General features: G+C 54.6%; 16 protein-coding genes. 6 read left to right on the top strand and 10 right to left on the bottom strand.

Features of this window, described 5'->3' with window-relative positions; translation table 11 throughout:
• The first annotated feature begins 633 nt into the window (after positions 1 to 633).
• Complete coding sequence (locus tag R8377_RS04820; protein ID WP_317642361.1) at positions 634 to 1221, top strand: hypothetical protein; 588 nt, start codon at positions 634 to 636, stop codon at positions 1219 to 1221.
• Between the two features lie 29 nt (positions 1222 to 1250).
• Here the strand turns inward: R8377_RS04820 and R8377_RS04815 are convergent, their stop codons facing one another.
• The gene (locus R8377_RS04815; RefSeq protein ID WP_317642360.1) at positions 1251 to 1802 is read right to left on the bottom strand and encodes an NUDIX hydrolase; all 552 of its coding nucleotides are present in this window, start codon (positions 1800 to 1802) and stop codon (positions 1251 to 1253) included.
• Between the two features lie 52 nt (positions 1803 to 1854).
• Positions 1855 to 3429 carry an aminopeptidase P family protein gene (locus tag R8377_RS04810; protein ID WP_317642359.1) on the bottom strand — a complete coding sequence of 525 codons (1575 nt, stop codon included), beginning with the start codon at positions 3427 to 3429 and terminating at the stop codon, positions 1855 to 1857.
• Between the two features lie 222 nt (positions 3430 to 3651).
• Here R8377_RS04810 and R8377_RS04805 point away from each other — a divergent pair, with 222 nt between their 5' ends.
• Both R8377_RS04805 and smc read left to right on the top strand, forming a co-directional pair.
• Positions 3652 to 5073 carry a bifunctional folylpolyglutamate synthase/dihydrofolate synthase gene (locus R8377_RS04805; RefSeq protein ID WP_317642358.1) on the top strand — a complete coding sequence of 474 codons (1422 nt, stop codon included), beginning with the start codon at positions 3652 to 3654 and terminating at the stop codon, positions 5071 to 5073.
• Complete coding sequence (gene smc, locus R8377_RS04800; protein WP_317642357.1) at positions 5074 to 8751, top strand: chromosome segregation protein SMC; 3678 nt, start codon at positions 5074 to 5076, stop codon at positions 8749 to 8751.
• 75 nt (positions 8752 to 8826) lie between these two features.
• Here the strand turns inward: smc and R8377_RS04795 are convergent, their stop codons facing one another.
• The 4 genes from R8377_RS04795 to R8377_RS04780 all read right to left on the bottom strand — a co-directional run bounded on the left by R8377_RS04795 (position 8827) and on the right by R8377_RS04780 (position 13249).
• Complete coding sequence (locus R8377_RS04795) at positions 8827 to 9540, bottom strand: aspartate/glutamate racemase family protein (protein ID WP_317642356.1); 714 nt, start codon at positions 9538 to 9540, stop codon at positions 8827 to 8829.
• A complete protein-coding gene (locus R8377_RS04790; RefSeq protein ID WP_317642355.1) occupies positions 9540 to 10781 on the bottom strand; it encodes a carboxylate--amine ligase in 1242 nt (413 codons plus the stop codon). Before R8377_RS04790 ends, R8377_RS04795 begins: the two co-directional genes overlap by 1 nt.
• Positions 10778 to 12355 carry a UDP-N-acetylmuramoyl-L-alanyl-D-glutamate--2,6-diaminopimelate ligase gene (locus R8377_RS04785; protein ID WP_317642354.1) on the bottom strand — a complete coding sequence of 526 codons (1578 nt, stop codon included), beginning with the start codon at positions 12353 to 12355 and terminating at the stop codon, positions 10778 to 10780. Before R8377_RS04785 ends, R8377_RS04790 begins: the two co-directional genes overlap by 4 nt.
• A gap of 132 nt (positions 12356 to 12487) precedes the next feature.
• Positions 12488 to 13249, bottom strand: coding sequence for an exonuclease domain-containing protein (locus R8377_RS04780; protein ID WP_317642353.1), 762 nt, complete (start codon positions 13247 to 13249; stop codon positions 12488 to 12490).
• A gap of 129 nt (positions 13250 to 13378) precedes the next feature.
• Between R8377_RS04780 and R8377_RS04775 the strand changes: the two genes are divergently transcribed.
• Positions 13379 to 13999, top strand: a complete 621-nt coding sequence (locus R8377_RS04775) for a sigma-70 family RNA polymerase sigma factor (protein WP_425605039.1) — start codon at positions 13379 to 13381, stop codon at positions 13997 to 13999.
• 98 nt (positions 14000 to 14097) lie between these two features.
• Positions 14098 to 14391, top strand: a complete 294-nt coding sequence (locus tag R8377_RS04770) for a hypothetical protein (protein ID WP_317642352.1) — start codon at positions 14098 to 14100, stop codon at positions 14389 to 14391.
• A 115-nt stretch (positions 14392 to 14506) separates the two neighbouring features.
• On the opposite strand, the gene R8377_RS07840 is transcribed toward R8377_RS04770, so the two are convergent.
• Positions 14507 to 14581 carry a 50S ribosomal protein bL37 gene (locus tag R8377_RS07840; protein ID WP_099327425.1) on the bottom strand — a complete coding sequence of 25 codons (75 nt, stop codon included), beginning with the start codon at positions 14579 to 14581 and terminating at the stop codon, positions 14507 to 14509.
• A 99-nt stretch (positions 14582 to 14680) separates the two neighbouring features.
• The gene (locus R8377_RS04765; protein ID WP_317642351.1) at positions 14681 to 15646 is read right to left on the bottom strand and encodes an aldose 1-epimerase family protein; all 966 of its coding nucleotides are present in this window, start codon (positions 15644 to 15646) and stop codon (positions 14681 to 14683) included.
• A 198-nt stretch (positions 15647 to 15844) separates the two neighbouring features.
• Here R8377_RS04765 and R8377_RS04760 point away from each other — a divergent pair, with 198 nt between their 5' ends.
• Positions 15845 to 16441 (top strand): DedA family protein, encoded by a 597-nt coding sequence (locus R8377_RS04760; RefSeq protein WP_317642350.1) that lies wholly within the window; start codon positions 15845 to 15847, stop codon positions 16439 to 16441.
• Positions 16442 to 16563: 122 nt separating this feature from the next.
• Here R8377_RS04760 and gap read toward each other — a convergent pair whose 3' ends face one another.
• Both gap and R8377_RS04750 read right to left on the bottom strand, forming a co-directional pair.
• Positions 16564 to 17619 (bottom strand): type I glyceraldehyde-3-phosphate dehydrogenase, encoded by a 1056-nt coding sequence (gene gap, locus R8377_RS04755; RefSeq protein ID WP_317642349.1) that lies wholly within the window; start codon positions 17617 to 17619, stop codon positions 16564 to 16566.
• Positions 17620 to 17805: 186 nt separating this feature from the next.
• Positions 17806 to 18198, bottom strand: coding sequence for an arsenate reductase family protein (locus R8377_RS04750; RefSeq protein ID WP_317642348.1), 393 nt, complete (start codon positions 18196 to 18198; stop codon positions 17806 to 17808).
• Between the last annotated feature and the right edge of the window lie 6 nt (positions 18199 to 18204).

Here is an 18204-nt window from a genome sequence, read left to right as displayed (position 1 = left end):
CCTCTCCGTTTGCGGGTTTTATTCTTTTGTTATTAATCCTGCGTGTCCTCTATAAGATCTTGACTTACTGTTGTGCAATCATAGTGTTTGTATCACATTTTCATTGGACTAACTTTCAGATAGGACCATCAATCTCGGCCTGTTCTAATTAGATGCTATGGAATACGGTTTTTCGCTTCGCTTAGATTGGATAGAGGTGTTCAGACACTATTCAGAAGCGATGAACGTCGTTTATTTTTTCAGGCAATTTTAGTTTATGTGTACTGCTTCAGGCGACCTAATGTTTACACTGCGGTATCGCCTTAGATAGTCCTGGACGGAATGGCGTATTTGTTTTAAGCTCAGCAGCAGGTCGCAGGTTCGAATCCTGTCTGGCGCACAGTTAAACCCCTGGAAACAGTAGCTTCCAGGGGTTTCTTGTTTTCTTCTTGGGCTGGTATCGACAGTAATGAGTGTTGCGTGTGGGGATTGGTGTGCTTGCTGTTCTCCTAATATATGCGTTCGAAGTTGGCAATACCGTGGTTGCACAATGCTCTGCCCAGCTGGGCATACATTGGCTTGTGCAGGGGCGGGGAACTTGGGTGATTCGGTCTGTGCTTAGAATGAGAGTAAAGACTAGGGGAGGTGGGGGCTTTGGACAACAGCGATAAGGGAGGCAAGAGCTTTCAGGACCAGCTGCTCGACTTTCTCGAAGCGATTAAGCCAGATGGTGCAGAGCAGGAGGCTTCACCAGAGTCAAGCGAACCCAAGGCTCCGTTACCCTACCGTATTTTGCCCGAGCCTGTCGAAAGCGAGACTAAGAGCAGGGCAACAGTTTGGGCCGGATTCGCATCTTTCATGCTCGAACTATGCTGCAAGATAGTATTCGCGGGTCTTGTGCCTTGGCTGACTGCCATTTGGCTGGCGCAAACCCTACCGGATGCGGGCTATCATGGCAGTGTGGCTCGTCTGGCTGATTGGTATCGGCCCACTCAGCTCTTCGGATACTGGATATTTGCAGCCCTCATCATTTACGGGATACTTCACAATATATTTGAGGATTCCAAGCATCCCGACAGAGTGCGGGGGCTAACGAGGATTGTTGTCTACTTGGCCGGTTGCTATACCATGCATCTTATGTTTACACCCCGCTGGGCCGCGATAGCAGCTGGCACAGTAGCTGCCTGCCTCATGTTTGCTGCCTATAAGGGTATAGAAAAGCTCCTGAACCGATTGTTCTAAAGGAGCGGTTCAGGAGCTAACGGAGTGCTTTACTCGTAGTTGCTTACATCGCCGTCGATTTCCGGCTGGCTATTGCCTCCGAAGAAGAGGGCGTGGCGATCACCCCGAGCGGCGTTTGCGAGGTATTGATGCACCAGTTTCATGCGTTCAATAGTGGCCTTATCTAAGGGCTGGGGGAGTTGATCAGGTTCAAACCAACCCACTTCCAAACTCTCATCGTCTCCCACAAATGGCTCGATATTGCCTTTGGGGTCGGGCTTGCACAGGTAGAGATGGTCCATATACATAGTTATGTCACCATTGGTATACGTGGTGGCCTTGTGCTGCGATTTGACCGCTACAAAGTCAGTCACAATCACATCGACACCGGTCTCTTCCTTCACCTCGCGAACCACTGTATCGGCAGGCTCTTCACCTGGCTCGTTAATGCCGTAGACGATGGCCCACTTACCTGAGTCCGCACGCTTGCCTAGGAGCAGGCGCCCATCCTCCCTTTGCACATAAGCAGTGATGCCGTTGAGCCACAAAAGGTCGTGGCCTATCGACTTGCGTAGGTCAAGCACAAATTGGGGAGTAGACATGTAATTACGTTCCTTTCAAGCAGTACACAAACACCGAAGGCGGGTTTTGAGATTAGTTTTGAGCTACAGCAGCGCGCTCAGCCATCCAAGCCTCGACTTCTTCAACGGTCTTCGGAATCTGCTTGGAAATCCACTCGGGGCCATTCTCGGTCATCAAGATGTCATCTTCAATGCGCACGCCAATACCGCGGAATTCTGGCGGCACCATCATGTCGTTTTCCTTGAAGTACAAGCCTGGCTCGATAGTGAAAATCATGCCCGGCGTAATGGCAGCGCCTTGGTAGGACTCATAGCGAGCTTCAGCGCAATCGTGCACATCCAGGCCCAAGTGGTGGGCGCAACCGCAAGCATGCCAACGGCGGTGCTGCTGGCCCTGGGGCGAAAGTGATTCTTCGACCGAGACCTTCAAAATACCCCATTCGTGCAGCTGCTCAGCCAAGACCTGCATGCAGGCATGATGGATATCTGAATAAGTGGCACCAGGCTGTGCTGCCTCAAAACCGGCAATCTGAGACCTGAGCACGGTCTCGTAAATGTCGCGCTGAATCTTACTAAACTTGCCGCCTACTGGGAAGGTGCGCGTAATGTCGGCAGTGTAGAGGGAGTTGGTTTCCACACCTGCGTCGATGAGCAGGAGTTCGCCCTCGCTTACGGTGCCGTTATTGCGCATCCAATGCAGGACTGGAGCGTGGACGCCCGAAGCAATAATCGAACCGTAGCCCACATCGTTGCCTTCTTCGCGGGCGTTGGCATTAAAAGCCCCCTCAAGCATGCGCTCTGAACGAGGCTGGCCCACCACCTGCGGCAGACGGCTCAAAATCCTGTCGAATCCGTCTTTGGTGGCAGCCACAGCCTTGCGCATCTCATTCACTTCGTAGGCATCTTTAATCATGCGAGCTTCGGAGGCGAACTCTTCAAACTGGTTGTCGAGCGCCTTGTTGTGGTCAGGACTTCCCTGGCCTTTTTCCTTACGGACTGCGTCGACTCGTGCTGTAATGGCAGGATCGGTATGGTAGAGCACTCGCAGGCGTATAGCACCCTCATCTGGCCCCACACCTTGGGTAATGGCCTGGTCAAACTCGGCAATGTTGCGCGTGGGCAGCCCTGTCATGATAGAGAGCTCTTTCAGCCCTGCTCGCGGACCAACCCAGTACTCGCCATACTGCGAAGAACGATAATAGTCGCGAGTGGACTGGTCAGCCCGAGGCGAGACAAACAATTCGGCCCGGTGGGTCTGCCCAGCTTGAGCCTCAGGAGAATCAGCAGCCAGCGGTTCGAGAACCAAGATAGCGCCCGGCTCCAAGTCCTCACCAAGCCCGGTGTAATAGGCGAAAGCAGAGTCGGGGCGGAAGGCGTAATCGCAGTCGTTGTTGCGCGTCTTATAATCACCGGCAGGAATGATGAGCCTGTCCGTAGGGAAGCGCTTGCCCAACTGGGCCAATCGGGCACCGATGTAGGCGCTCGACTCTAGGGGCTCAACGCTGCTGTCTTGCTCTCCCCAGTCTTGGGTCATGAACTCTTGGAAGCTAGCCGAATTAGGGCGCAAGGTGCGGTTGTTGACGCGATCTGCCATGTCTTGCTCGTTGATATCTACATCAGATTCGCGCGGTGTTGTGCTATCCGCCATGCCCTGCCTCCTAGAAAAACGCGAGCTCGGGTCCCGCCGGCAATCTCGCTCTTGCTAATATATTGATACTTCGTATTCTAGTGCTGGGGTCGAACTTGGGGCTTTGCTCGGGGCCGATTGTGAGCGCGCCGGACAGGGGTGCCGCATAGAATAGGGGATAGTCCTAGAATTCAAGCCAATAGCGCGGATTCACGCATGCAAGGTGGAGGCAAGAGTTTCTTTATGTCATATGAGCATCCCAACGAGCAGGGTCGCACTATCCGCGAGGTTGAGCGCGAGATTATGGCTCGGCCAACTGAGCATAATACGACCAATCTCAACTTGGACCGCATGCAGGCAATCCTCGATCTTATGGGCCATCCTGAGCAGTCCTTCCGGGTGGTGCACATTACCGGCACCAATGGCAAGGGATCTACAGCTCGCATGACCGAAGCTATTGCGCGCACCTATGGCTTGCGTACGGGCTTGTATACTTCTCCACACTTGGAGCGCGTGAACGAGCGCATCGCTATCGACGGCCAGCAGTTGAGCGACGACGATTTCGTTGATACTTACGAGCAGATTAAAGATTTAATTGCTATCGTCGATGCCAAGTCTGCCCAAGAAGGCAAGCCGGCCATGAGCTTCTTTGAGGTGCTTACGGCCATGGCAATCTGGGCTTTTGCAGATGCGCCAGTCGATGTAGCTATCGTTGAAGTGGGCATGGGCGGGCTCTGGGATGCCACTAACGTACTTACAGCCGATGCTGCCGTTATCGGGCCGATTGATTTGGACCATATGCAATGGCTAGGAAACACGGTTGAGCAGATTGCCACAGAAAAAGCCGGCATAATCAAGCCTGGTTCCACGCTCATAGTAGGAGCTCAGCCCCACGAAGACGAAGTCATGCCCATAATTGAGCAGGCGGCTCGCGAGCAGGAGGCAGCGCAAGTCTTGTGCGATGGCCAAGAGCTTGAAGTGATTTCCCGCCAATTGGCAGTCGGCGGCCAGATAGCCACCCTACGCACCCCCAACGGCACCTACGAAGATGTGCCCATTGACAAGTTTGGCGTCCACCAGGCCCACAATGCTCTGGCGGCTTTGGCTGCGGCAGAAGTAGTGATTCCGGTCAACGGCGCTCTTGACGGCGAGCTAGTGGCCGAGGCCTTGAGCCAGGTGAAGGTGCCGGGCCGTATCGAACAGGTGCGTACCTCGCCAACCATTATCATCGACGGCGGGCACAACGTGAACGCTGCCCAGTCCCTGCGCGAAGCTATCGAAGAAAACTACGATTTCGAGCAGGTCGTGGGCGTAGTGGCGATGATGCGAGACAAGCAGGTCGAAGCATACTTGGGCACACTAGAGCCTCTCCTCAGCCAGATTGTGGTCACTGAAAACTCTTGGCGTGAGCGTGTTATGCCCGCTCAAGAGCTTGAAGAGATTGCTAAGAAAGTCTTTGGGGCCGACCGCGTTTTGCGCCAAGACGCTTTGCCAGATGCCATCCAGCTGGCAGTCAATATGGTAGACGAGCAAGACGAGCTGGGCGTGGGCTACGGGCACGGTGTGCTGATTTGTGGCTCATTCGTGACCGCTGGCGACGCTCGCATACTCCTCAAAGAGCACCACAACCCCGACCTGAGTAAACCGAAGGCTGAGAGGGTCTAAATGTACTTAAAGGAGCTCACCCTGCGAGGGTTCAAATCCTTCGCATCCGCCACCACTTTGCGCTTTGAGCCAGGGATTACCGCCGTGGTAGGTCCCAATGGTTCTGGCAAGTCGAACATTGTGGACGCTTTGGCTTGGGTTATGGGTGAGCAAGGGGCCAAGGCCCTACGCGGTACTTCTATGGAAGATGTCATTTTTGCGGGCACGTCTTCCAAGCCAGCGCTGGGCCGGGCCCAGGTGAGTTTGACGATTGACAATACCGACGGCACGCTCGATATTGACTATACGGAAGTGACCATAACGCGTACCATCTTCCGCAATGGAGGATCGGAATACGCTATCAATGGCTCAGCCTGCCGCTTGCTTGACATTCAAGAGCTTCTTTCAGACACGGGCTTGGGTCAGCAGATGCATGTCATCGTGGGGCAAGGTCGACTCGACGCCATTTTGCATGCAGACCCAAGCGGGCACAGGGCTTTTATTGAGGAAGCAGCCGGCATCCTAAAACATCGCAAGCGCAAGGAGCGGGCCCTGCGTAAGCTGAGCAATACCGAGACCAACCTCTCGCGGCTCGACGATCTTTTAGGCGAGATTCACCGGCAGTTGGGGCCGCTGGGTAGGCAGGCGCGCGTCTCCCGCAGAGCTGACGGCATTGAAGTGACTCTGCGCGACGCCCAAGCCCGTATTTACGCTGAAGATGCGGTCAAGGTAACTCAATCCTTAGAAGCCACCCGCACTCAACTAGGGCAGATGCGCTCGCAGCTGAGCGAGAAGCAGAGGGCGCTGGCCCAGGTAAAAATGCGCATAGAGCAGGTCGAAGCGCTGACCCAAGAGTCCAACCCGCAAATGGCGCAGATTAACCAAATCTGGCACGATGTAACCCAGCTGCAAGAACGCTTTACTTCACTGGTATCTCTGGCCAATGAGCGCGCGCGTTCGGTTCAAGACCAGATAGGGCAAGTTAGCGTAGGGCCAGACCCGGAAATGCTGACCAAGCGGGCCGAGGAACTCGAACATCAAGGCCAAGAGCAAGCTAACATCGTAGCCCAGTCTCGCTTAGCTTTAGACCAAGCAGTGGAGGAGCGCGCTAGTCAAGAAAAACAGCTAGCCGCAGCCCGGCAGACGCTGACCGAATTACAGCAGAGCGCAAGGCAGCACGACGCTCAACTGGCAAGCCTGCGCACCTTGGTTACCCGCGAAGAATCGGCCCTAGAGCTGGCTCAAGAGCGCCTGAGAGACGGTAGCAAAGAACTTGAGTCTCTCAGTGCTCAACTTGAACAGGCGCGGGTTGAGGAGCGCGAACTCGACCTACAAGCTCAGTCGAGCGACAGCAAAGACGACCAAGAGGCCCTCGATAAGGCTGAGCAGGCCCGGACTGCGGCCAGAGAAAAGGTGAACGCTCTAGAGGATGAGCGCCGCACTCTCAACTCTCAGATTATTGCCCTGCAAGCCAAGGCAGATGCGCTGACAGACACCCTCCAATCGCGCTCGGCTGTAGACCGTTTGGCTCAAGAGGAGAGCATTCACGTATTAGGGCGGCTGGCTGATTTCATTCAGGTGGAAGACGGCTGGGAAGAGCCCATAGCCCACGCTTTGGCTGATTATTCTGGAGCCATGGTCGTCTCGAACACGGATGGCTTGGTATCGGCCCTAGACAAGGCGCATGAAGATCAGCTAGGCAAGGCTGTGGTGCTTTCCCCGCTGAACCAAGAGCCGCAGCTTCACAATTACCAAGACGAGCAGGGCAAGACGATAGCTTCGGCTGCCTCTCTGGTGAGCGTTCGCGAAGGCGCTCGCGATAAGGCTCAGGCTCAAGGGGTCTTGGCTGCGGTCCGCTGGCTCCTGGCCCGCACTGGAGCGGTAGAAAATCGCAACGAAGCCCAGAAGCTCATGGCCAGTATGGCCAATTCGGGTCAGGAAGGGGCCTGGGATGAGCTAGTAACGCGGGAGGGTGATGTCTTTACTGCTGCTGGTGCTGTGGGTGGCTCAGGGCCCGCTACGAGCGATTTGGCCTTGGTGGCCCGTCGCGATAAGGCACTGACTCAAGCGCAGGGCTTGAATAGGCAGCTAGAGAGCAAGGAAGATGAGCTCGGTCAAGCTCAAGATGCCCTCAAGCAAGCCGAAGCTAGTTTAGAAGCCGCCAAAGCCAAGCGCACAGAGTCGCGCTTGCAGGCCGAGCAAAGCAAGAAGGCTTTAGCAGCTGCGCAGGGTCAAACTCGCACGCTTGAGAGCAAACTTGAGGCCATTCGCAATCGCATCGAAGGCTTGGAAGAAGACACTAAATCGCACCAGGCCAAACTTGACGACGTACGCAATGCTGTAGAGCAGGCAGAAAACTCTAACTCCCAAGAAGTCAACGTCGACCAGCTGACGCAGCGCGCTCGTAGTTTGGAAGAAGCCTTAGATTCGGCTCGCGGTCAAGAGATGGGTGCTCAGCTCAAGTGGAATGAGGCTAAGCAGCAGTCTGAATCGCTGGTTCGCCAGGCCAAATTGCTGCGCGATCAGGCTCGGGAGGCTACCCAGCGCCGGGAGCGTGCGGCTGAACTCAACCGGCAGAGGCAAGAGCAGGTCGAGCGTCTGCGGGGGATTGCAGCCAGCGCTCAGGCAGTCTTGGGCTTGCTGGCGGGCAGTTTGGAACAGACGGTTGCCAAGCGAGATCGCATACAGTCGCAGGTCAGTAGCCACGACAGCGAGCTCAAAGAGCTCAGGGGGCAGCGCAGCGAGCTTGAGCCGCAGGTCGAGCGCTTGCGGGAGCAGGAGCACCAGCTCGACGTGGACCGAGAGCGACTGGCCACGCAGTCGGGCCAAGTGAGCCAGAAGATTAGCGACGACTTGGGCATGAGCGTCGAGGAAATTATTCGCGATTACGGACCCGAGCAGCCGGTACCTGTATTAGACGAGACCGGAGCTCCCGTGCCAGTCGAGGGGAGCGCGGGCAGCGAAGAGTCCGAGTTAGAGGACGGGCAAGAAGCCAACGTTGAGTATCGCAGCGTGCCCTACGTGCGCGAAGAGCAGATAAAACGTCTCAACAAGGCTCGCAAAGATTTGGCAGCCTTGGGTAAGGTCAACCCTTTGGCGGCAGAGGAATATGAATCGCTCAAGCAGCGCAACCAGTATCTCAACGATCAGCGTCAAGATGTGGTCCAGTCTAGAGACGATTTGATGGACTTAGTCAAGGATTTGAATCAGACTATGGTCGACGTTTTCAAATCTGCCTTCGACGACACAGCTGCCGCCTTCGAGAAGATGTTTGCCACCCTCTTTCCTGGGGGCCGTGGCCGCTTGCGTCTGGAAGATCCAGATGACCTGCTCACTACCGGCGTATTGGTAGAAGCTAGCCCGGCAGGTAAAAAGGTCCGCCAGCTCTCCTTGCTTTCTGGCGGTGAGCGCTCGCTGACTGCTCTCGCCCTGCTCTTCGCTATCTTTACTGCCCGCCCCAGCCCCTTCTATGTGATGGACGAGGTCGAGGCAGCTCTAGACGATACCAACCTGTCTCGCTTGCTGAACGCCTTTAACCAGCTGCGTGAACATGCCCAGCTCATTATCATCACCCACCAGCAGCGCACCATGTCAATCGCTGATGCCCTGTATGGCGTCACCATGCGAGCAGACGGCATCACTGCGGTTATTTCTCAGAAGCTGGCCCAGGGGCAGGAAGAGAGCCTAGACATCAGCTAAGCTCGCTGGCTTTAAGAACGAGGGGTTCGTGAACACTTATCTGCGTTCACGAACCCCTCGCTTATGTATGGCGGATTACTTGCCTTGTTGGGCCTTGGCTTGCTCAACTACTCGCTCAACCGTAAGGGCTTGAGCATCGACGATGGGCAGCTGGGGCAAAGGGAAGGTCTCATTGAGGACCGACAGTTCCGTGCAACCCAGCAAAACGGCATCGCAATCGTAGTCAGTCAAGAGCTCTTGGACAACGCTCTCATAGTGCAAGCGGTCGAGTTTGCCCGATTTTACATCTTGATAAATCAGTTCGTTGACTCGCTCTTGCATCAGTTGTTCAGGTTCGACCAGCTGATAGCCCGCTTCTTGGGCAAGGGTGCGGTAAATGCCAGCATCGCGCGTGCCCTCAGTGCCCATAAAACCTAAGCGTGGGTGAGTGCTGGCGGGGAAGTGCTGGCTGGCCCACTCGATTGCCGTGCGGGGCATGTGCACAATGGGTACTGGCGTCAAGGCTTGGAGCCGGTCGTAGAAATAGTGGGCTGTATTGCAGGCAATAACGATAGATGAGGCCCCCAGAGCTGAGGCCTGTTCAACGTCTTGCGCCAAGCTGGGGAAGGGATTTGGCTGCGTGCGGTCAGCGATAAATGCTGTGCGGTCAGGCACGTCCGCATCGTTGAAAACCAGGTAGCTAAGAAACTCTTGATCGCTCTTGGCGCCGGTAGCTCGGTCAAGCGTGCGCACAAAGCTCTCAGTTGCCAGGGTTCCCATGCCGCCGAGGATGGCAAAAAAGTTCTGCATTACAAGTCCCCTTTCCTCCTAAAGTACTGCTGGTAGCGCTTCTTATAAATATTGAACATATGCCGAATCATCAGCCAGCGCAAGGGGGACTTGTCTTTGGAGTATTCCAGGGTTGTGCCCCAATCGCCTTGCCGGAGCATAGCTAAGCCGCGAGTTTTGTCGGCTCCCTCTTCCACATAATCGCGGAAAATGGATTTTGGAATTTCCATCCACAGCTTGGAGCCGCGAGCGTAGAGCGTTCTACCGTCGAACGGCGTGTCTTGTACGAGATCGTCTACAAAGTAGCGGGCCAGATTCGCTCCGTTTAAGGTCACAAAATAGGAGGAGCGGCCCTGTCGTAAGTTGATTTCAAAGAGCTTGTAGGAGCCATCGCGCTCGTCGTATTTCATATCGAAATTGGCTACACCGCAGTAGTCGATGTCTTCTAAAAATTCCTTGATAGGCTCAAAAATATCCTCATTGTAATCGGGGATAATCGCTGCGTAATTGCCCACAGCCTCAGGTGTGGGATCTTCCAAAAGCGGGTGCCCCAAAAACATCATGCGCACACGGTGATGCTGGTCTACGTATGCGTTGAGCACGCGCATGTGTGAGTCGTCGCCGGGGATAAAGTCTTGAATCACCATCTCGCCGTTGTATCCGGCCTCGTAAGAGCGGCGAATCATCGTCTCCAGCTCGCTAGGATCCTCAAAAATGAAGGCTTTTTTGCGGCCAGGGAAATCAACCGAGAGCCAAGCGTCGGAATCCGCAGCTTTCATGGCCACCGGATAGGCAAAGGGCAGGTTCTTGTACTCCCCGCGCTGAACTCCCTCGGCATCTATCGCAACTGTGGCTGGATGGGGTAGACGGTAGCGCTCACACAGCTGGTAGAAGGAAGATTTGATAGAGAGTTCGCGGTTGAGCTCGGGGCCAATGACGTTGAATACGTAGTAGGGCTCTAGACGCTCGCGGGCACCGGCCAGCAGGTTAGCGTAAGAGTCGCCGCAGGGGATGAGCACGAGCTTGGCATCGGTCTGCTTGGATTGGAAGTCCTTTGCAAACTCGATGAGCGTGTTTACGAACACGTCAGGCCTGCCGAAGTTAGGCACTACCCGCACGTCTACGATGTGGCTGTACTTGGTGGGGCTCAACTGAAAGTGTGCAAAAGCGATAGAGACGATGCCGTACTCTTCGTGGAAGGCGCGCGCCATGCCGTAAGCATTGATGTCAGAGCCGAGAATGACTGGTTGAAAGCTGCTCATGCCTCTTCCTTTCCCTTGGTCTGTGCGATTAGGCGGGCAATGACTTGGTCGTCGCCATCGTAGGCCACATGCTTGCCGTCGCGCTTAATCCAGCGCTCATTGCCCTTACCAATCACCGCTATGACATCGAAGCGCTCGGGGTGGGCTTGGGCGGCATCGAAGGCCTGCTCAATGGCCTCGCTTCGGTCTAGAATGATACTGGCATCGACTGCTGGATTGCTTACATAGCCCAGCATTTCTTGGCAAATGTCGGCGGTGGGGTCGTCGGCTGATTCGGTGTCTTCTTCGGTCAAGATAATGCGATTGGCCCGAGTCTGAGCAGCCTCGACTATTTCGCGCCTGCGGTCCAGTGCCTTGCCGCCAGCTGAGCCAGTCACCAAGGTGATATATGGCTTACGCTCGCCATAGGTTTGCTTGACAAAGTCCAGTATTGCCGCAGTCGACGCGAAATTGTGGGCGTAGTCGACGTATGCCACCATACCCTCGCCCTCGAAGCGTTCCATTCGCCCGTCAATGTGTATCTTGGCAAGAGCTGCTAAGGCTTGCTCGTCAACGGTAAGGCCGAGACTGGAGATAATAGCAAAAGCTGCGGCCGCATTGGCTCCGTTGAAGCGCCCATCCATGGCCAAATCGACAGCACCAACTTCACGCCCCTCGTGTATGAGCTCATAGCTATTGCTATCGGGGTTGTTCTGCTGGGGTAGAGCAACCCAGTCTGCTTCAGTGCTGACCGCATCTCGTACAGCGAACGTGTGTACAGGAATACCTGCAAGCTGTGCATCTTGCTTCACTAAAGCTGCGTAAGCCTGGTCTTCGCCCAAGATGAGCTGCCGGCTGTTGTAAGTAATCTGTCGTTTGCAGTACAAGTAATCTTCGAAAGTCGGGTGCTCCACTGGGCTGATGTGGTCGGGGGAGACGTTCAAAAAAGCGCCCACGTCGAAGGTAAGACCATAGACTCTATCGACCTTATAGGCCTGAGAAGAGACCTCCATTACAAGGTATTGCATGCCATTATCGATTGCCTGACGCATCATGCGGAAGAGGTCAAGAGATTCGGGTGTGGTCAGTTCTGATTCCACGTAGGTTTTGCCGTCCAAGCAATTATCGACCGAAGAGAGCAGGGCCGCCTTGCCGCCAGAAGCAGCATTGACTATTGCCTGCGTGTAGTAAGCGCTAGTCGTTTTGCCTTTAGTTCCAGTAATGCCTGCGATTTTCAACTCGTCTTGGGGCCGCCCGTAAAATTCGGCAGAGATAAGACTCATGGCTTGGCGCACGTTGTTAACAATGATGCCGGTGGCCTGAGTGTAGTCAGAAAAGTCCTGCTCGGCTACGTAAGCCCCTAAGCCAGTTTGGTCAATGCTTTCCAAGAATCGGGTTTCAAAGCGCCCTTTGCAAAAGAGCAAGCCGCCAGCTTGGACTTGCCTGCTGTCGTAGGTGATTGCACTGTAGCTTGCATCCAGCAGTTCGGGGCTCAAGCTGCTGGCGTCAATCGCCCAACCCTGAGGGGTAATGACCTCACGTAAAAGCTGGTGATCGCGCAATATGTTGAGCGCTGTACGCAAACTGACCGTCATACTCGTTGATGTCCTCCTCATTCGGCATGTCAGTCACAGTGTACAGCGCCCTAGAGCACAACAGCGTGGCCACTTGTTGGTCTTAACGCAACCTTGACTCAACACGACCTCTCGCAGCTGCTGATCCTTCGTTTACAACCATTGCGTGCTCAGCATATGGCGAGTTTTGCCGTTAGCTTGGGCCCACTGCATATATGACGTTGCCCAGTCTCCATGAGCCTTGCGCTCCCATTCCATGAGCTCGCCCAAGCTGATGCGAGCCACCTGCGGGTAGAGCGTGGTCATGGGCTTTATCAAGTCGACTGCCGCTATAGTGTCTGCGGTAGCGTTGTGGAAGTTGCCATGGGGGAGAACTCCGTAGTATTCGGTGGTGTATTCCAAAGAGCGCCTACCGCGGCGGTTCGAAATGGCGCGGTCAATCACTAGCGGATCTACTACGAGCATGTCGGCAGAGTCGAACGGCTGCATCTGATCGGCGCACCAGCGGCTCACATCGCCGTTAATCATGTCGATATCGAAGGGAGCGTTGTACGCTAAGAGAGGAATGCGCTTGGTTTGTGCTTGAGCGATGAGGCCGGCAATTTCTGCGATTGCTTCGGCAGGCTCGGCTCCGTTTTCGAGCAAGAACTCGTTGGTAAATCCGTTGACCTTGCTGGCTCCGGCAGATATATGACGGTGAGGGTTGATTACCCACTCTGCTACGGCATCGCCCTCATAACCCAGTTCAGGGTTGCGCAAGACTAGGCAAGCGGAAACGATGGCATCTGTGCCAGGGTGTATTCCTGTGGTCTCCGTATCCAGCCCCAACAACCAAGAATTTGCTAACGTCGTCTCATCATTTTGAGACGGAGCAGCAGCAAGAGCTTCTTGGAAGGGCGTAAGCGTGTCGGACATTCTTCTATTCTCCTCTTTCGGGTGACAACACCCACTCGTAACTCATAGTGTCCACGTCAGTGCGACAATAGAGTTGTGGCGAAAAAAAATGAGCTGGATGAGCGCAGGAAGCGCTTCGAGCAACTCGCTATGCCCGCAGTCGATGTGCTGTACCGCCAGGCCATGAAGTTAACCAACAATCCACAAGATGCGCAGGATTTAGTGCAAGATACGTTCGAACGCGGATTTAAGGCATTCGATCGCTTTGAACCCGGTAGCAACTTTGAAGCTTGGATGACCACGATAGAGCGTAACGCTTTCTTTAACCAGTACCACAAAGCCAAGCGCCGCCCCCAACGTGCGAATGACTCTACTGGCGAATATAACGACTGGGACATTTATTCTGCTTCTGAGCATACTCCAGAGGGCTTAAAATCTGCCGAGCAGGAGTATCTAGAGGCTTTTGCTCCCGAAGAAATTATGGCTGCCCTCAATAAGTTAAGTCCCGAACGGCGGCGTGTCTTTATAGATGCGGCTATCGACGGCAAATCCTACCAACAAGTAGCCGATGAACAAGGAATCAAAATCGGCACGGTGATGAGTCGACTTAATCGTGCTCGGGCCCAACTGAGAGAAGAACTGCAAAAATACGCAAGAGATCGCGGCTACGGCATAGATAGTGCTAATGTTAATGACTCTAAGGCTACGGCAGTGAAGCGTCAATCGGTAAAAGACCGACCACGGGGAAATGCTGAGTCCAATCCCGATTAGGGATATTGGTGCTCGCCTTAAGCGGAAATAGTAGCTTTGTGGTGCTAATAGGTTTTACCATAACACTATTGGGTAGTTGAATAGGAGAGGTTACGTAGATGAGTACTCGCATTGAGATGAGTCACTATGCCTGTAACGACGGACAGGTGAATGTCTCTCATGCCAGCCTGCATATCTCACGAACCCCCCATTCTGCCCCTGTCCAAGTAGGCGATTGTTTCGATCTCCAAAGTAGCTGTGATGAAGCCGAGCGGCGAGTAATTGAGCAATTGCGTACCTACTTGCGCCCTGAATGCGCTCCTGCTTGCTTAATTGAGCGTCTTCAACGGATGTTTGACCAACTTGAAGGTGCTGACAGCACCGACGAAACTGCTGCAAGCAAGGCTGTGTAAGTGTAGTTTTATTATCTGTGCTTTGCTCTTATTGAGCATATAAGAATGCCCGCTTTGCCAAGTGCTGGACTTGGTGAGCGGGCATACGTGTATCTCGTGCTCTGAGAGCTCAGGATCAGGTGTTTGGCCTTTTGCCGTGGTTGGCAGCCTTCTTGCGGCGATCCCTACGCTTACGTCCGCGCATGCCCATGATGGACTCCTTTGCTTCTTTTACGAATAAGCCTCAAGTCATTATCACACATCCACGCGACCGGGTGCGCTCGATGTGCGATATGTGGCCAGCTGAACTCTATATGCGCTCGGCCCGGTAGCCTACTTGGCTGCTGTAGGACTGACCAGGTTCGATAACTACCAAGTCCTTTCCGGTGCGCAAAGCGTTGGCATAGGCAGTCATCGGTTCAACTGCCACACCTGCCGGGCGGAAGGAGGCATCGAAGCCGGTTCCAGTGCACACCTGCCAGGCCTTAATGCTTTCATCTGCCCACAGATTGATGCGAATGCCGTCGGGGCGGGTAAAGACTGCTGTGGAGCGGCCTTGAGCATCACGGGTAGGATTGCACCAAGCATCGTCGAATGAGCGACCTGAGAGGCTGGGCCCATCTTGGAGGTCAAACTTACCCTCAGCTTTTTCCTCACCGGTGGGAATAAGTCGGTCATTGACGCTTACATGCGTGGGGCAGGGGATGAGCAGCGAGCATGCCTCATTATCGGCTTCTATGGCATCTCCACGGCTCTCTTTCCCGTTAGATAGCCAAGGATGAATGCCGAAAGCCCAAGGGGCGTTTTGCTGGCCCTGGTTGCGGGCGCGGGTGGTCATGGTTAATCCCTGCTCGTCTAGCTGGTAGGTCACGCTCACCAGCAAATCGAAGGGGTAGTACTTGATGGCGGGAGTGCGCCAAGTGAGAGTGACGCTGGACTCGGTCAAGCTCTCCAGTTGCCAGTAGTAGCGGTATCCGTAGCCATGGATAGCATTGCGTCGCTCATGCTCATCGATAGGCAGCTGGTAACTGCGCCCCTCAAAGCTGTATTCGCCGTCTTCAACGCGGTTGGGGAAGGGTACCAATACGTTGCCGTTCGAGCAGGGAATGAGCTCGTCAGCCTCAAATGAGGCAATCAAATCTTGATCCTGATAGCGCAAGCTGCGCAAGGTAGCTCCCAGCTGTGTAACAACAGCGCGGTAATCGCCGAACTCGATCGTGTACTGCTGCCCGGTGCGCGGCGTTACTGCACCGGTTTGTGTAGCATCATTGCTCATGATTGACTCCCAAAAGCTAGTGGTTTGTTATCGTTCACATTCTACTGCCAGCCGCCAACTGAGTGCCGGCAATGCTGCTATCCCCAAGTTGGTATCTCGCGACTGAGTTTTGTTGAGGCTTGCGGTGTTTTGTGCTGAGAGCGCTTGCATGCACTTGTATAGTGGTGTTCATAGGAAGAGCGTTGGAGGGGAGTGGCCATGGGAGCGTTGAACGCTTGGCTATTGGCCGCACTCTCTTCGGGCTGGGGACTGTGGGCTTTAGGGCTCGCAGCATTTTTTGACGCGCTTATTATTCCTATTCCCACAGAGCTGCTGGTGCTGACGGCGGCTTCAGCCTTTCGCGCTCAGGGCCAGCCCTTGCCTCTGGCGGTTTTCTTAGTGTGCGCACTGTCGTTCATGGCTGGAGACGCTGCTACGTATTGGCTGGGGCGAGCTGTGCCACTCAGCAAGATAGTATTTTTCCAAGGCTCACTTGGCAAGACTGTCATCTCTTGGGCCCACCGCTCTTTTGAATACGGCGGCGGCTTCTTTACCATTGCCTCCCGGTTCGTGCCCTCGGGGCGTACGGTGATTAACCTAACTGCCGGCGCAGCCCACTATCCGCTCAGCTGCTACTTGCCCCTCTCCGCGCTCGCCGGCCTTCTGTGGTCCATCTACATGTGGACTTTGGGTTATCTTGCTGCCGGCTGGCTGAGCAATAATCCTCTTGCTGTGATGGTTATCGGCTTCGTTGTAGGGATGATAGTTGGTAGCCTGTGCGATGTCTTGATGAAAGTAGTGGCTAAGCATCATTGAGCTTGCAACAAAGACCTTTGAACTTGGTAGGGAAATTGCCAAGATATAAGAAAAGGGCTCAACCACGCTGTTGCCAGCAGGTTGAGCCCTTGCAAACTGTAACTAGTGTGACCTAGTTATGCTTACTCGCCAATCTCAGCGAAGTAGAGCAGGGTGCGGATCATGTTGGAGGTGAAACCGTTCTCGTTGTCGTAGAAGGAGACGGTGCGGACCAGCTGATCGTCGCCGGCGTTGTTCACGTCGGTCTGAGTGGCATCGAAGACACCGCCGTGGGTGTCGCCAATGATGTCGGAGGAGACGATGCCGTCTTCGTTGTAACCGAAGTAATCGGTGTCGGAGAAGGCTTCTTTGAAGGCTGCGTTGATTTCCTCAGCGGTGACCTTCTTGTTCAAGACGGAGGTCAGCTCGGTGACGGAGCCATCGGGAACAGCTACGCGCTGAGCGTGGCCCTGGAGCTTGCCGTCCACGGAAGGCACAACGCGGCCGATTGCCTTGGCGGCGCCGGTGGAGTGCTCAATGGTGTTGATGGCAGCTGCGCGGTTGGCGCGGCCGTTCTTGCCACGGGGGCCGTCGAGCAGCATCTGGGTACCGGTGTAGGCGTGGATGGTGGTCATGAAGCCAATGCGGATGCCGAACTTGTCGTCAAGCAGCTTGACCATGGCAGCCAGGGAGCCGGTGGTGCAGGAGCCAGCGGAAATAATCTTATCCGAAGGCTTCAAAATTTCGTGGTTGACACCGTAAACCACGGTGGGGGTGGTCTCGTCCTTGGCAGGAGCAGAGATCAGAACCTTCTTGGCTCCAGCGTTCAGGTGGGCCTGAGACTTCTCAGCGGAAGTGTAGAAGCCGGTGCACTCCAGTACGTAGTCAACGCCGTCGTTCTTGACCCAAGGAATGTTGTTAGCATCCTTCTCGGCATAGACGGTGTATTCCTTGCCGTCTACGATGATGGCGGTATCGGTGGAGGAGACCTCAACCGGGGTGCCGTCGTCGTGACGGAAGGGACCCTGGGTGCTGTCGTACTTGAGCAGGTAGGCCAGCATCGAAGGCGTGGTCAGATCGTTGATGGCTGCGACCTCAATGTTTGAAGCATCGCCGCCGCGCTGCTGCAGCTCGAAAATACGACGGAAAGCCAGGCGACCGATACGACCGAAGCCGTTGATACCAATCTTTACTGTCATTTATACTCCCTCATAGGCTGGCCGCTTGCTGCGTGCCGACGGCACGATTACTTACGGCCTTTTTATGTAACACGTCATATTCTAGTGCGCCGCCTGTACTTCGAACAAACACAATAACGCCCTCAGCGTCAAGGAAAACGCACAATTCTGTTGAGCAAAAAAGTGGTACTTTTTGTGCTAAAACGCTTATTTTCCGTTCGGCTCAGTGTTCGCATGTTCCTCCCAATCATCCAGACGGAAGCCCACTAACGCTTGCTCACCCACAACTAAAATAGGGCGCTTAACCAACATGCCGTCAGTTGCCAGTAAGCGCAAAGCTTCGTCGCCACTGAGAGCATCCGGGCGCTTCTCAGGAGGCAATTGCCGGTATGACATGCCCGAAGTGTTGAAGAATCGCTTGACAGGTAGTCCGCTCAGCTCAAACCAACGCTTGAGTTCCTCATAGGTCGGGTTGTCTGTCTTGATGTCACGCTCGGTATAAGCAACCTTGTGTTCGTCGAGCCAAGTGCGTGCTTTGGCGCAAGTGGAGCAGCGCGGATAGCATACAAAAAGAGCTTGTTCGGGCGAAGAGAGAGTCATGTGTGT

This window comes from Bombiscardovia apis (assembly GCF_033095945.1).
GTDB classification, from domain to species: domain Bacteria; phylum Actinomycetota; class Actinomycetes; order Actinomycetales; family Bifidobacteriaceae; genus Bombiscardovia; species Bombiscardovia apis.
This window is presented reverse-complemented; position numbering and strand designations above follow the sequence as displayed.